Below are 12,960 nucleotides of genomic sequence, written 5' to 3' on the forward strand. Positions count from 1 at the left end.
CGTCTCACTCACTCCTCATCGTTGATTACGGCACCGAAGTCGTACCATCCTGCCTCTCTCCCAGAGAGCCAGACAGCCGCGTCGAGCGCGCCGTCGGCGAACACGCCCCGGTCGAGCGCCGTATGGGACAGCGAGAGGTACTCGTGGTCCCCGCCCAGGAGCACGTCGTGCTCGCCGGGGATGCCACCGGCGCGGCGGGCGTGAACGCCGATTTCGCCCGCTTCGCGGGGCTGGTCGCCCTCGCGGCCGTGGACGCGCGGGTGGTCGCCGCGTCCCTCGTCGATGTCACCCGACGACGTCTGGTGGACCGACGAACGGAGTTCGTCGATGTCGTCCAGAATCGTGTTCGCCGTCCCCGACGGGGCGTCGCGCTTGCCGTTGTGGTGCGTCTCGGTGACTTCGACGTCGAAGCCGGGGAGCGCCGCGACGGCCTCGCGGACCGCCCGGCGGAGGGCCGCGATGCCGCGCGAGAAGTTCGACGCCTTCAGGACGGGGACCGACTCGCTGGCCCGGTGGAGCGTCGCCTCCTCGTCCTCCGAGAAGCCCGTCGTACCGACGACGGCGGCCACCTCGGCGTCGGCGCAGGCGGCGACGTACTCGGCGCTGGACCCCGGCGCGGTGAAGTCGACGAGGACGTCGACGTCGTTCTCGACGAGTAGCCGTCCCAGCGCGTCGGCGTCGCCGATAGGGACGCCCTCGATTTCCTCCGTATCCTCGTTCTCGTCCCCCGCCGAGCGACTCACTGCGAGCACGAGGTCGAGGTCCTCGCGGGCCGACGCGAGCGCGAGCAGTTCGCCCCCCATCCGACCGGTCGCGCCCGTCACCGCGACTCGAGGGACCTCGCTCACTGGTCGGCCTCCGCGGCGACCCGCTCCTGTTCGAGGTCGTCGAGGACCCGTTCGAGGTCCGCCACGTGCTCCTCCGAGAGCCGCGTCAGCGGCAGACGGAGGTGCGGTTCGCTGTACCCGCGGATGCCCATCGCCTCCTTCACCGGGATGGGGTTGGTCTCGACGAACAGCTGACGGAACAGCGGCGCGAGGCGGTGGTGGAGTTCACGCGCCCGCTCGTAGTCGCCGTTGAGCGCGGCGTGGACCATCGCCACCGTCTGCGCGGGCTCGATGTTGGCCGCGACGCTGATGGTGCCCGTCCCGCCGACCGAGATGACGGGGAGGGTGAGACCGTCGTCGCCCGAGAGGACCTGGAAGTCCTCGTCGCGCGTGCGCTCGACGACCTCGGAGATCTGGTTGAGGTCGCCGCTGGCGGCCTTGTACCCCTGGATGTTCGGGTGGGACGCGAGTTCGACGGCCGTGTCGGGTAGGATGTTCCGCCCCGTCCGCGAGGGGACGTTGTAGACGATCTGCGGGAGGTCGACCGCGTCCGCAATCGTCCGGTAGTGCTCGACGAACCCGGCCGGTTCGGGCTTGTTGTAGTACGGCGAGATGAGGAGCAGGCCGTCCGCGCCCGCGTCGGCGGAGCGCTGCGAGAGGTCGAGCGCCTCGCGGGTGTTGTTCGAACCGGAGCCCGCGATAATCGGCACCTCGTCGCCGACCTCTCCGACGACGCATTCGACGACCTCGATGTGTTCGTCGTGGCTGAGTGTCGCGGACTCGCCCGTGGAGCCGACCGGGACGAGGCCGTCGACGCCGGCGTCGACGAGTCGTCGGGCGTCCGCGCGAAGGGTCTCGAAGTCGATGCTGTCGTCCTCGTGGAACGGCGTGCACATCGCCGGGTACACGCCGCGGAATTCGTCTATCGTCATGGTTGTGGATTGGTGGTGGTCGTGTCGGATGGTCTCGAACCTGTCACTGCTAACCTCTCGAAAATCGCCCGAAACGGGTCGCCACTCCCGCCACGAGCGTCAGAAAACGCGTTTTTTCGGTTTCGGCGGCGTCGACCCACGCGGGGCTCCCGGCACTACCGAGGGGCCAGTCGCGTCGGACGCAGGTCGGTTCACACTACCATACACGCGCGTTCCCCCTGTTATAGCTTGCGGGAACGATTGACGAAACTATCGGGTGGACGAGATTGGGACCGGGTGCTGACGGACGCGATGGGCGGAGACTGTACTCATCGAGGGAAGCGAGAGGGGACAGTATTCGCACAGTACACGGGCGCGATGGACCGCAGCCTCGCCCACCGGAGCAACGGAGTTGCTCCGAGCCGTTCGTTCACTCACTCTGCTCGTTCACGAAGACCAACCAATTCGGCCGGGACGGAGTCCGGCCGTGACCCTCGCGCGTTCGTTCCGCCCCTTCAGTCGTTCATGCTCACGCACCGGCCGCCACAGTACGAGTCGGGGCGGTGGCGCGTGACGTCACGCGGGCTTGCCGCGTGACTCACGCGCGAGGGATGAGTGACTGACCGGAGGGAAGGAGCGAATCGGCTGGGGAGGGTGAGGCCGCGGCCCACCGCGTTCGTGTACCGTCCCGGTCTTCTCGATTCACCACCCTTCTCGACGGCACTACCTCACGCACCATCGGCCGAGACACCGATTGCCCCGACCGCTCGCCCTCTCGGAGAACCGCACCCACCCGCATACACCGACCCCTCACGTGCTACTCGGACCGACAACCGTTAGTCTGTGGGGGCCGCGTCGTTGGGCAATGACCGAGATTCACCCACACCAGCGGGTCGCGGTGCTGGTCGACGCACAGAACCTCTATCACTCCGCTCACAGCCTCTACTCGCGGAACATCGACTACTCCAGCCTCCTCGACAAGGCCGTCTCCGGACGGGAACTGGTTCGCGCCATCTCCTACGTCATCCGCGCGGACTCGCCCGACGAGGAGCGATTCTTCGACGCGCTCGTCGACATCGGCTTCGAGACGAAGATCAAGGACATCAAGACGTTCGGCGACGGGTCGAAGAAGGCCGACTGGGACGTCGGGATGAGCCTCGACGCGGTCACGCTCGCCTCCCACGTCGACACCATGGTTCTCTGTACCGGCGACGGCGACTTCTCGCGGCTCTGTTCGCACCTCCGCCACGAGGGCGTCCGCGTCGAGGTGATGGCGTTCAAGGAGTCGACCGCCGACGAACTCGTCGAGGCGACCGACGCGTTCTTGGACCTCTCGGAGCGGCAGGACACCTTCCTCCTGTAACGACGCGTCTCGGTGCGTTCGACGCTCTCGACGCGCACGACTACCTCAGGGACGAGAAGAACGGACCGAACGGGGTGGGAGCGGAGGTGTCCGACTACCGGGTGGCGTCGCGGCCGATGCCGAACCGCGCGACGGCAGCGGTCGCACCGACGGCGGCGGCGGTGGCGAGGAGAGCGGGGAGACTTTGGGGAGCACTGCTCGCGGCGAAGAGGCCGCTGCTCGCCAGCAGGAGACAGACGCCGGCGAGGGCGAGTCTGAGGTTCACGTCCGACCAAGGGTGAGTCGTCATATATGGGTTTCTGTCTCGACCAGGCGTGCCAGCACGGGACAGACGAGCGAACCGAAGCCGAAGGGTTTTGTCCGCACCCCGGCGAGACGGGGACATGACAGACGCGGACGAGCGCGACCGCCGCCAACTCCGGACGGTCGCCGACTACCAGTTCGGCCGCGGTGCGGGTGCCGCGCTCTTTCCCGAGGCGGAGGCGCTCCGCATCGACCGGACGTCGAGCGGACGGCCCAGCCAGGTCCACGCCGACGCCGGACGGGTGGTCACCTACGCCGTCGACGGACGATTCACCCTCGGCGTCGAGGGTGGGCGACGGCTGCTCGCTGCGCTCGACCCACCCGCGTACCGCGTGGTCGTCGGCGAGGAGTCCGAACCGTTCGTCCGCGACGGCAAGAACGCCTTCGCGAAGTTCGTCCGCGACGTCGACCCGAGGATTCGACCCGGCGACGAGGTCGTCGTCGTGGACGAGTCGGACGCGCTGCTCGCTGTCGGCCGTGCCGAACTCTCCGCCGACGCGATGGCGGACTTCGGGACGGGTATGGCGGTAAAGGTCCGGTCGGGTCACGCTGGCCCGGCCTGACGGGGGCGGCCTCCGAGGTTCGACCGTCCGAGAGTTTTTATCCCAGGCCGCGGCCATCCGCGTCCGTGACGCTGTAACCACAGCGACGGGGCGTCAGCGGGTGTACGGCACGCCGTCCCGTTCTTTCGCCGAGCGTGCCGTCTGTTCGCCACGCCGACTCTTACAGATACGGGGCGAGCCCGAGCGCCTCCACGAGCGGGACGCCCGCGACGAGCGAGCCGAGCAGGTAGCCGCCGACAGCGCCGCCGTTGAGGAGCGGGAGCCCCGCGTGTGCCCGGCCCTTCATCACCGCCCACATGAGGACGAAGAAGCCGATGAACGTCCCGACCATCGCCGTCAACGCGGGGACGTTCAGCGACGGGAGTGCCGACACACCGAGCGAGGCGGCCGGCGAGAAGAACGCCGCGCTGGCGACCATCACCGTCGGCATGACGGCGTCGCCCAGACCGATGAAGAAGGCGTCCCGGACCGACTCCTCTCCGGTCTCGTCTCCACGGTCGTTCGTACTCTCCTCCGTGACTTCTGACGTCCCCTCGGCGTCGGCTACGTCTCCCCCGTCCGCAGTCACTTCGCCCTCGTCTCCCTCGTGTACGTCGTTCGCGCCCGCGAAATCGGTGTCGAGGAGCGAGTACGACAGCGTGGTCGGGACCACGAGCACCACGGGGATGCGGAGGTCCATCACGCCCTCGGCGAGATCAAGCATGTGTTCCGTGCCGTAGACGGAGATGGCGTCGTAGACGGCGAGGACGAGGAGGAGCACCACGGCGGGGAGGACGCCGAAGCTGATGCCGAAGAGCGCGGCCGCACCCGCGCCCATCAGAACGCCCGCGGCGTCGATGACGTACCACTCGGGGTACGCGAGGAGCGCGAGAGCTACCGCGGCCGCGAGGACGACGGGGAGCACACCGGTGAGGACGGCGCCGAAGACGTACCACGAGAGGAGGCCGGACGTGAGGACGACCACGCCCCGCACGGCCCAGTCGAAGTCGTACTTGAACGCGGCGAGCATCAGCGCCGTGGCGACGAGGATGGCGCCGATGTACAGGAGGCTGTTCGTCGGATCGGTGGGGTCTTCGACCTGCTGATACCCCTCGGCGTAGAAGGTAGGAACGAGCGCCAGCGCTCCCAACTGGACGAGGAGAAAGAGGAGGGCAGCGAACGCGACGCCGCCGTAGACGCGTGGCTTCATGCTCCGACGTTTCGACGGGGAGGGCTTGGGCCTTTTCGTTCCCGACTCGATACCGCTACCGCGCGTACAGTTTCGATCCCACGAGCGACGCCGGCGACGTTCCTTCCGTGGGCGAGACCGCGACGTACGGGCGGTCGACCGGACCGAAGACGTCGACGATACGACCGACCTTCGACAGCGAGTCGTCGACGACGACGGTGCCGATTTCCGGCGGGTCGTCGTCGAGACGAACGATAGCGACTCCCTGGGCGGTTCGTGAGACGGTTCCGACGCGCTTCATCCGTTTCTCCTGCTCACCATCAGTCGCGGAGGATGTTGACGTAGGCGGCGACGGCCTGAACGAGGTCGTTCTTCGAGGCGTCGTCGGCTCCCTGCACCAGGACCCGTCCGCGCTGTTCGTACTCCCGGGCGTACGTCTTGTCCCGCTCGATGACCGCGTCGTAGCCGACCTGCTGGACGGCCTTCGCGAGTTCGTCGACGGTCGGTTCGGTGACCGCCTGGTCCAGCGGGACCCGCCGTCCCTCCGACCGGGTGCGGTCCGCGTCGAAGTACGCGGGCCAGATGACGTTCTCGACCATACCGGAGTGAGAGAGACCCCGCCGTAATACGGTTGTGGTCCGCGCGTCCCATCGCACCGGTCGCCGTCTGTCTCTCGGTTCCGGAGTCGGCCGTCCCGTAGTACAACACGTATTTATGTACTGCAACTCCGGTTGTGTTCACGAACATGGCGCGAGACGTGCGTGTCCGGGCAGTAGGCTGGTCAGCCAGCCTCGCGGCGGTCTGTGCCGTCGTGATGGTTCTCAGCGCCGGTATCGGTCCCGTCCGCATCGCCCCGATGACCGTCGCGCAGATCGTCCTCGACGCGCTCCCGTGGCTCGCCTTCGAGGTGCCGCACCAGGCGACAGTCATCGTCCAGCAGGTCCGAATGCCGCGCATCGCGCTCGCCGCCGTCGTCGGGTTCGCGCTCGCAACCGCCGGCGTGGTCATGCAGGGGTTTTTCAGGAATCCGATGGCCGACCCCTCTATCGTCGGCGTCTCCTCGGGGGCAGCGGTCGGTGCCGTCGCCTCCATCGCGCTCCCGGCGCTCCCCTTCGGAATCGGCCTGCAGGCCGCCGCGTTCGTCGGCGCGGTCATCGCCGCCTTCGGCGTCTACCTCATCGCGACCGAAGGCGGACGGACGCCCGTCGCGACCCTCCTGCTCGCGGGCGTGGCGGTCCAGACGTTCCTCGGCGCGATCATCTCGTTTCTCCTCCTCCAGACCGACGAGAGCCTCAACCGCGCGGTGTTCTGGCTCATGGGCCACCTCCACGACGCTTCCTGGGGTGACGTACGGGCGACGCTCCTCGTCTTACCGCCGACGTTCCTCGTCCTGCTCGTGTACGCGCAGGACCTCAACGTCCTCCTCCTGGGAGAGGAGGACGCCCACTCGCTCGGCATCGAGGTAGAGCGGACGAAACGCGTCCTCCTCGCCCTGGCGAGCCTCGTCACGGCCGCGGCCGTCGCTGTCTCGGGCGTCATCGGCTTCGTCGGTCTGGTCGTCCCCCACATGATGCGGCTCGTGGTCGGTCCGGATCACCGCGTCCTCCTGCCGGCCTCGGCGTTCGGCGGCGCAGCCTTTCTCGTCCTCACCGACACCGTCGCCCGTTCGGGCTCCGCCGAACTCCCCGTGGGTATCGTCACCGCGGCCGTCGGCGCACCCTTCTTCATCTACCTGCTTCGCACACGGGAGGTGCGCCGGCTGTGATCACCGTCGAGGACCTCGTGGTCGCCCTCGGGGACGAGCGGGTGCTCGACGGCGTCTCGCTCTCGGTCGAGGCGGGCGACTTCGTCGGCCTCATCGGGCCGAACGGCGCCGGCAAGACGACGCTCCTACGGGCGATAAACGGGGCGCTCTCCCCACGAGAGGGACTCGTCGAAATCGACGGCGAGAACGTCCACCGGCTCTCTTCGCGGGCGGCGAGCAGGCTCGTATCGACGGTGCCGCAGACGACGCAGCTCTCCTTCGAGTTCACCGTCCGGGAGGCCGTCGAGATGGGGCGGACGCCGCACCGGTCGCGGTTCGGCACCTGGACCGAGGACGACACGGAGGCGGTCGACAGCGCGCTGGCGCGAACCGCCGTGGCGGACCTCGCGGACCGGCCGGTGACGGACATCTCCGGCGGCGAACGCCAGCGCGTCCTCATCGCGCGGGCGCTCGCACAGACCACTCCGGTGATGCTACTCGACGAACCGACGGCGAGCCTCGACATCAACCACCAGGTCCGGACGCTCGAACTCGTCCGCGACCTCGTCGAGGAGGGGAAGACGGCGCTCGCGGCGATCCACGACCTCAACCTCGCGGCGCACTACTGCGACCGACTGGTGCTGCTCTCGAACCGCCGGGTGCTCGCCGCCGGTCCCCCGGAGGCCGTGCTGACCGAGGCACACCTCCGCGAGGCGTTCGACACCAACGCCGTCGTCTCCAGACACCCGGTGACCGGTTCGGTGTACGTGACGGCGCTCCCCGACGTGGGCGTCGGTCCCGGCGGAGAGGCGGCCGGACGAGTTCACGTCGTCGGGGGCGGCGGCAGCGCCGCGCGCGTCCTCTACCTGCTCTCGGCGGCCGGCTACACCGTGACGGCCGGCGCACTCAACGAGGGTGACACCGACGCTGAGACGGCCCGTCACCTCGGCGTCGACCTCGTCACCGTCCCTCCCTATTCGAGCGTCGACGAGGCCGCGCGCGAGGCGGTCGAGGAGCGGGTCGCGGCCGCGGACGTCGTCGTCGTCACCGACGTCGAGGTCGGCGAGGGGAACCTCCCGAACCTCGAAGTTGCGATGGGGGCCGACCGGGTCGTCCTCGTCGAGGAGCGTCCGTTTCCCGAGCGCAACTTCGCGGGCGAGGCGGGGACGACGGCGTACGAACGGCTCAGACGGGAGGCGACTGTCGTCGGGGCACGCGACGTAGTCAGCGCGGTGGGGGCGGCGCTCGACGGGCGCGAGCCACGCGACGTGGCCGAACGACCGGACGACCACGACGGGCGTGACACCCACTCCGTCCCGTCGTTCCCTCACTCCTCGTCGCCGTCACCGTCGAGCGAGTCGTAGAGGCGGTCGCCGACGAGCGTCCCGACGACCCCGGGGAGGACGAGAAAGGAGACGAGGAGCACCGTCACGAGCCCGAACCACCGCGAGAACGGCGTGGTCGGCGGCCACAGGAGCGGGAGCGCGTCGGTCACGACGTCGCGGAAGACGACCACCGACAGGAGCGCCGCGACCGCCGTACAGCCGAGGCGGACGACGAGGCGGTCGCGGGAGGGTCCGGGCCGTGGCCGCGGAAACGAGTCGGTCACGGCGTACTGTTCGGCGCGGAGGGGCTAAACGACCCCGTTCTCGGTACCGCTGCGTTCAGTAACGGTGCCGTGTTCGGTGGCACCGCTGCGTTCATTACGGTGCGAACCGTAATCCGTACGACATATTTCATGAAACTCGCACTCATCGGAATCGGCCAGGCCGGCGGCAAAGTGGTCGATGCCCTCCTCCGATACGACCGCTCGGCCCGGTCGAGCTTCGTCACCGCGGCCCTCGCCGTGAACACCGCCCGGGCTGACCTCGCCGGGCTCGAACTGATCCCACCGGACAAGCGCGTCCTCGTCGGCCAGGCGCGGGTCAAGGGCCACGGCGTCGGCGCCGACAACGAACTCGGTGCCGAGGTGATGGCCGAGGACGTCGACGAGGTGCTGGCCGCCCTCGACGACGTCTCCTCGACAGAGGTCGACGCGTTCCTCGTCGTCGCCGGCCTCGGCGGCGGAACCGGCTCCGGTGGCGCGCCCGTCCTCGCCCACGAACTGAAGCGGCTCTACACCGAACCGGTCTACGGCATCGGCATCCTCCCCGGCCGCGACGAGGGGGGAATCTACACCCTCAACGCCGCACGGTCGTTCCAGACCTTCGTCCGAGAGGTGGACAACCTCATCGTCTTCGACAACGACGCCTGGCGACACACGGGCGAGTCGGTCAAGCAGGGCTACGCCAGTCTCAACGAGGAACTCGCCCGACGGCTCGGGGTTCTCTTCTCCGCCGGCGAGGTGACCGACGGACAGGTCGCAGAGAGCGTCGTCGACTCCTCGGAGATCATCAACACGCTCGCCAGCGGCGGCGTCTCCACCGTTGGCTACGCGTCCGCACGACTGGAGCGTAGAGGCGGCGGTTTCCTCTCTCGGTTCCGCTCTTCGTCGTCCGACGTCGACGACGGCGGTGCGATGAACCGCGTGTCGAGTCTGATTCGGAGAGCGACGCTCGGCCGACTCACCCTCCCCTGTGACGTCTCGGGAACCGAACGCGCGCTGGTGGTCGTCAGCGGGCCCCCCGAGACGCTCTCGCGCCGCGGCATCGAGCGCGGGAGGACGTGGCTCGAAGAGGAGACCGGGACGATGGAGATCCGCGGCGGCGACGCCCCGGTCGACTCCGACTTCGTCGCCGTCGTCGTCCTCCTCTCGGGCGTGACGTCGGTCCCGCGAATCAAGGAACTGCAGGCCGTCGCTATCGAGGCCCAGCGCGAGGGACAGGAACGCGACGCGACGAGCGCCGACAACCTCGCCTCCCTCCTCGACACCGACGACGAACTCGACGCGTTGTTCTGACCGTTTCGACTCGAACGCCGGCCGTGGTTTAGGCCCCCCAAAACCTATCGGGGAAATGATAATACTTATCGACGCCCTGGGAGTAGCCCCCTCCGATGGTCGAACTCGCGAACCTCACGTTCGTCTTCCTCGCGGGGCTCGTCACCGCGCTCGCGACGGGCGTGGGCGCGTTCCCGTTCTTCTTCGTCGACGACGTCGGTGACCGCTGGAACGTGGCGCTGTGGGGCGTCGCCTCCGGCATCATGCTCTCGGCGTCGGTGTTCGGGCTCGTCCTCGAAGCGTTCGGGCCGGCCGTGACGCTCTCGCTCGACGGGCTCTCCGTCGGGCGGGTCCCGCCCCGCCTCGTCGGCCTCCTCGCGGTGGGTCTCCTGACGGGTATCGTCCTCGTCGTCGTCGCCCACCGGGTGATCGACGACTACGAAGTATCACCGAAACGATACGAAGAGGCGGACTTCAAGAAACTACTGCTCATCCTCGGCATCCTCACCGTCCACTCCTTCCCCGAGGGCGTCGCCGTCGGCGTCGCGTTCGCGGACCTCGGCTTCTCGGGTCCGACCCTGTTCGGGTTCGTCGTTCCGGTGTTGGGAATCTTCATGACGGTCGCCATCTCCATCCACAACGTCCCCGAGGGCCTCGCCATCTCCATCCCGCTGCGGGCGATGGGCGTCTCCGAACTCCGGATGGTCTGGTGGGCCGTCTTCTCGTCGCTTCCCCAGCCCGTGGGCGCGGTCATCGCCTTCTACTTCGTCCGCATCGCCCGCGAGTTCCTCCCGTTCGGCTTCGGCTTCGCCGCGGGGGCGATGATCTACCTCGTCCTCACCGAGTTCATCCCCGAGGCGCTCGAACTCGGCCGCGGACTGCCCGGCGGGGGAAGGCGCGAACTCCTCGCCGGTCTCGTCGCCGGCTTCGCGGTGATGGTGCCGCTGGCGTTCGTCTGACTCGCTTCGTGGGAGACGGACCGACCCGGCGTCAGTCGTCGGCTTCGACCGTCTCTGCCCGTGGAACCGTCACGTCGGCGAGGTTGGCCTCGATCTGTTCGCGTCGGGACTCGAACTGTCCGGGGAGGACGAGGCGTTCGCCGAGTTCGTCGAGCGGTTCGTCGCTGTCGTAGCCCGGGCCGTTCGTGGCGAGTTCGAAGAGCACGCCGCCGAACTCGCGGAAGTACACCGAGCGGAACCAGTGGCGGTTGATCTGGTTCGTGGGGTTCAGTCCCTTCGCTCTGACCGCAGCGCGCATCGACTCCTGGTCCTCGTCGGTCGGCGTCTGGAAGGCGACGTGGTGGACCGTGCCGTGACCCTGCCGGCCGCCCTCGATGGTAGGGAGGACGTCGACGTACTTTCCAACGGGACCGTTGGCGGCGAAGCGCGTCCTCTCGTCGCCGGGGGTGTCGCCCTGTGCCTCCTCCGTCCCGACTTCCTCGAAGCCCATCGTCCGCAGCAGGTCCTTCGTGGGCTCGGGGTCGGCCTCCCACAGCGTCACCGAGTGGAAGCCGCGGATGGCGACGGATTCGGGGACGAACTCGGTCCACGGGACGGTTGGGTCGTCGTCAGGGACCTCGACTTCGACCAGTTCGACCGGGAGGCCGTCGGGGTCCGAGAGGGGCAGAACGGTCTCGCCGAACCGTTCGATTCGTTCCTGGTACTCGACGCCGTACTCGTCGAACCGCTCCTCCCAGTAGTCGAGGCTTCCCTCCGGGACCCGGAAGGCGGTCCGGGAGACCTGTCCGGAGCCGACCTTTCCTCGGGGCAGGTCCTCCCACGGGAAGAACGTCATGCTCGTCCCGGGCGTCCCCTCCGCGTCGGCGAAGAAGAAGTGGTACGTGCCCGGGTCGTCCTGGTTGATAGAGCGCTTGACGAGTCGGAGCCCCAGCGTCTCGACCCAGAAGTCGAGGTTGCGCTGGGGGTCGCCCGCGATACACGTGACGTGGTGAATGCCGGGTGTCGGCGTGGGTTCGGCCATGTCTCGGAGTAGGGGCCGGAGGGACTTGAGTTCACGCTGACGCGAGTGTTACCGGGTCACGACGGGGATATCGGTGACGTCGCGGGAGACACGCCCGGTCGCCGGTGACGTCGTCCTGCCGAAAGGTTGTCGTGCGTCGAGTCCGTGTGTGCTAGTGTACCATGTGCCACCATTTCGACCCGCGACCGTGGGACGAACGGACCGCCGAGGCCGAAGAAGTGGACGAGGGGGAGCGCGAAGAGGCGGAGCAGCCGACGTTCCTCGACGAGGAACCGGCGACGGACGTCGACCTCCTGACCGACGGCGGCGACGAGGAGTGAGGCGGGACTGACGGGGGGTTCACTCCCGACGCGCGTGGACCGCGGCGGTCAGTGCACGCTCCTCGTCGATCGAACCCCCCGTCAAAACGCCGCGAAGCCGCGCGTCTACCGCGGTTTTCCGTCTTGTTTTTTTGGCTGAGAGCGCGATGAAACCGCGTGTCCACCGCACTGTTTGGTCCAGCTTTCTCGGGTACGACCGCGGCGAAGCCGCGTGTCGCACTACACGAAACGGTGGTTCAGTGCGAGTGGCCCATCGCGTCGGCGAGCGAGACGCCGAAGCGCTCCTCGAAGATGCGCTCCATCTCGTCGTTCAGTGCTTCGAGATCGCCGGGGACCTCCCCCTCGGCGTGGTGGACGACGACGTGTGCCTGCTGTGCGAACGCCTGGACGACGATGTCGCCGACGACGTCGGTCGGTTCCTCGCCCTGCTCGGCGAAGACGTCGACGAGGCCGCTCGGCAGTTCGACCTCTTCGACGTCGCCGCCGGGCCCTTCGATGGTGTACGTCTCGGTTTCGACCATACCCCCTCTGGGGGGTCACGCCTAATGGGTCTGTGGGATTCGGACGTTCGCGGACCGACACGACACCGCGCCTCGCTGGAGCGGGGCCGAGAGACCGACGCTCCACGAACCGACGGCTGTGAACCCGGCGTCGCTGTCGCTTCGGTGAACGTGACCACGACCGACGGCACGTGGGCACGGCGGTGACCTCCGATCCGGACTCCTCTCGGTCGTACGCTGCTGTCTTCCCCCGCACCGACTGCAACAGGGTGAGGCGGTGGCGCGCGGTCAGCGCGGCCTCCGTGTCGTTCCCGCGAACCGCGCGGAACCGGCGGTTCCGCTGGAAGCCGGTGCTACGCACCGGCGACGGACGTGAGCGGGAAGCAGCGAGGCCTGCGGTTCT

The 12,960-nt window shown here is 68.4% G+C and carries 16 protein-coding genes; 7 read left to right on the plus strand and 9 right to left on the minus strand.

The window, feature by feature from the left end; all coding sequences use genetic code 11:
- Positions 1-8: 8 nt before the first annotated feature.
- Both dapB and dapA read right to left on the minus strand, forming a co-directional pair.
- Positions 9-848, minus strand: coding sequence for a 4-hydroxy-tetrahydrodipicolinate reductase (gene dapB / locus C2R22_RS07090; protein ID WP_103425136.1), 840 nt, complete (start codon positions 846-848; stop codon positions 9-11).
- Complete coding sequence (gene dapA / locus C2R22_RS07095; RefSeq protein ID WP_103425137.1) at positions 845-1,759, minus strand: 4-hydroxy-tetrahydrodipicolinate synthase; 915 nt, start codon at positions 1,757-1,759, stop codon at positions 845-847. Before dapA ends, dapB begins: the two co-directional genes overlap by 4 nt.
- A gap of 844 nt (positions 1,760-2,603) precedes the next feature.
- Here dapA and C2R22_RS07100 point away from each other — a divergent pair.
- Positions 2,604-3,101: a LabA-like NYN domain-containing protein gene (locus C2R22_RS07100; protein WP_103425138.1), complete on the plus strand. Its 498-nt coding sequence runs from the start codon at positions 2,604-2,606 to the stop codon at positions 3,099-3,101.
- Between the two features lie 94 nt (positions 3,102-3,195).
- On the opposite strand, the gene C2R22_RS25580 is transcribed toward C2R22_RS07100, so the two are convergent.
- Positions 3,196-3,366 carry a hypothetical protein gene (locus C2R22_RS25580; protein WP_173862783.1) on the minus strand — a complete coding sequence of 57 codons (171 nt, stop codon included), beginning with the start codon at positions 3,364-3,366 and terminating at the stop codon, positions 3,196-3,198.
- A 118-nt stretch (positions 3,367-3,484) separates the two neighbouring features.
- Here C2R22_RS25580 and C2R22_RS07105 point away from each other — a divergent pair, with 118 nt between their 5' ends.
- The gene (locus C2R22_RS07105; protein ID WP_103425139.1) at positions 3,485-3,967 is read left to right on the plus strand and encodes a PUA domain-containing protein; all 483 of its coding nucleotides are present in this window, start codon (positions 3,485-3,487) and stop codon (positions 3,965-3,967) included.
- A gap of 160 nt (positions 3,968-4,127) precedes the next feature.
- On the opposite strand, the gene C2R22_RS07110 is transcribed toward C2R22_RS07105, so the two are convergent.
- From C2R22_RS07110 to srp19, 3 genes are read right to left on the minus strand one after another with little or no spacing between them, the layout of a single operon-like run.
- Entirely contained in the window at positions 4,128-5,156 is a 1,029-nt protein-coding gene (locus tag C2R22_RS07110) for a presenilin family intramembrane aspartyl protease PSH (protein WP_103425140.1), read from the minus strand.
- 55 nt (positions 5,157-5,211) lie between these two features.
- Positions 5,212-5,436, minus strand: a complete 225-nt coding sequence (locus C2R22_RS07115) for an H/ACA ribonucleoprotein complex subunit GAR1 (RefSeq protein ID WP_103425141.1) — start codon at positions 5,434-5,436, stop codon at positions 5,212-5,214.
- Between the two features lie 19 nt (positions 5,437-5,455).
- Positions 5,456-5,734 carry a signal recognition particle subunit SRP19 gene (gene srp19 / locus C2R22_RS07120; RefSeq protein ID WP_103425142.1) on the minus strand — a complete coding sequence of 93 codons (279 nt, stop codon included), beginning with the start codon at positions 5,732-5,734 and terminating at the stop codon, positions 5,456-5,458.
- 146 nt (positions 5,735-5,880) lie between these two features.
- On the opposite strand from srp19, the gene btuC reads away from it, so the two are divergent.
- Complete coding sequence (gene btuC, locus C2R22_RS07125; protein ID WP_103427602.1) at positions 5,881-6,900, plus strand: vitamin B12 ABC transporter permease BtuC; 1,020 nt, start codon at positions 5,881-5,883, stop codon at positions 6,898-6,900.
- Positions 6,897-8,243 (plus strand): heme ABC transporter ATP-binding protein, encoded by a 1,347-nt coding sequence (locus tag C2R22_RS07130; protein ID WP_103425143.1) that lies wholly within the window; start codon positions 6,897-6,899, stop codon positions 8,241-8,243. The genes btuC and C2R22_RS07130 overlap by 4 nt, the downstream gene beginning before the upstream one ends.
- On the opposite strand, the gene C2R22_RS07135 is transcribed toward C2R22_RS07130, so the two are convergent.
- Positions 8,207-8,488 carry a hypothetical protein gene (locus C2R22_RS07135; RefSeq protein ID WP_103425144.1) on the minus strand — a complete coding sequence of 94 codons (282 nt, stop codon included), beginning with the start codon at positions 8,486-8,488 and terminating at the stop codon, positions 8,207-8,209. The two genes, C2R22_RS07130 and C2R22_RS07135, sit on opposite strands and share 37 nt — an antisense overlap.
- Before the next feature lie 129 nt (positions 8,489-8,617).
- Here C2R22_RS07135 and C2R22_RS07140 point away from each other — a divergent pair, with 129 nt between their 5' ends.
- Positions 8,618-9,778 (plus strand): tubulin/FtsZ family protein, encoded by a 1,161-nt coding sequence (locus C2R22_RS07140; protein ID WP_103425145.1) that lies wholly within the window; start codon positions 8,618-8,620, stop codon positions 9,776-9,778.
- A gap of 95 nt (positions 9,779-9,873) precedes the next feature.
- On the plus strand, positions 9,874-10,716 hold the full coding sequence (locus tag C2R22_RS07145) for a ZIP family metal transporter (protein ID WP_103425146.1): 843 nt from the start codon (positions 9,874-9,876) through the stop codon (positions 10,714-10,716).
- A gap of 31 nt (positions 10,717-10,747) precedes the next feature.
- Here C2R22_RS07145 and C2R22_RS07150 read toward each other — a convergent pair whose 3' ends face one another.
- Positions 10,748-11,737: a ring-cleaving dioxygenase gene (locus C2R22_RS07150; protein ID WP_103425147.1), complete on the minus strand. Its 990-nt coding sequence runs from the start codon at positions 11,735-11,737 to the stop codon at positions 10,748-10,750.
- A gap of 161 nt (positions 11,738-11,898) precedes the next feature.
- Here C2R22_RS07150 and C2R22_RS24955 point away from each other — a divergent pair, with 161 nt between their 5' ends.
- Entirely contained in the window at positions 11,899-12,057 is a 159-nt protein-coding gene (locus tag C2R22_RS24955; RefSeq protein ID WP_162562413.1) for a hypothetical protein, read from the plus strand.
- A 236-nt stretch (positions 12,058-12,293) separates the two neighbouring features.
- Here the strand turns inward: C2R22_RS24955 and C2R22_RS07155 are convergent, their stop codons facing one another.
- On the minus strand, positions 12,294-12,578 hold the full coding sequence (locus C2R22_RS07155; RefSeq protein WP_103425148.1) for a DUF7545 family protein: 285 nt from the start codon (positions 12,576-12,578) through the stop codon (positions 12,294-12,296).
- Positions 12,579-12,960 lie beyond the last annotated feature (382 nt).

The organism is Salinigranum rubrum (assembly GCF_002906575.1).
Classification (GTDB): Archaea; Halobacteriota; Halobacteria; order Halobacteriales; family Haloferacaceae; genus Salinigranum; species Salinigranum rubrum.

Coding starts and splice junctions, on each gene's coding strand:
- C2R22_RS07115 (WP_103425141.1), bottom strand. CDS start 5,436: ATGAAGCGCGTCGGAACCGTCTCACGAACCGCCCAGGGAGTCGCTATC.
- C2R22_RS07100 (WP_103425138.1), top strand. CDS start 2,604: ATGACCGAGATTCACCCACACCAGCGGGTCGCGGTGCTGGTCGACGCA.
- C2R22_RS07155 (WP_103425148.1), bottom strand. CDS start 12,578: ATGGTCGAAACCGAGACGTACACCATCGAAGGGCCCGGCGGCGACGTC.
- C2R22_RS24955 (WP_162562413.1), top strand. CDS start 11,899: ATGTGCCACCATTTCGACCCGCGACCGTGGGACGAACGGACCGCCGAG.
- C2R22_RS07110 (WP_103425140.1), bottom strand. CDS start 5,156: ATGAAGCCACGCGTCTACGGCGGCGTCGCGTTCGCTGCCCTCCTCTTT.
- dapA (WP_103425137.1), bottom strand. CDS start 1,759: ATGACGATAGACGAATTCCGCGGCGTGTACCCGGCGATGTGCACGCCG.
- btuC (WP_103427602.1), top strand. CDS start 5,881: ATGGCGCGAGACGTGCGTGTCCGGGCAGTAGGCTGGTCAGCCAGCCTC.
- C2R22_RS07140 (WP_103425145.1), top strand. CDS start 8,618: ATGAAACTCGCACTCATCGGAATCGGCCAGGCCGGCGGCAAAGTGGTC.
- C2R22_RS07150 (WP_103425147.1), bottom strand. CDS start 11,737: ATGGCCGAACCCACGCCGACACCCGGCATTCACCACGTCACGTGTATC.
- srp19 (WP_103425142.1), bottom strand. CDS start 5,734: ATGGTCGAGAACGTCATCTGGCCCGCGTACTTCGACGCGGACCGCACC.
- C2R22_RS07145 (WP_103425146.1), top strand. CDS start 9,874: ATGGTCGAACTCGCGAACCTCACGTTCGTCTTCCTCGCGGGGCTCGTC.
- C2R22_RS07105 (WP_103425139.1), top strand. CDS start 3,485: ATGACAGACGCGGACGAGCGCGACCGCCGCCAACTCCGGACGGTCGCC.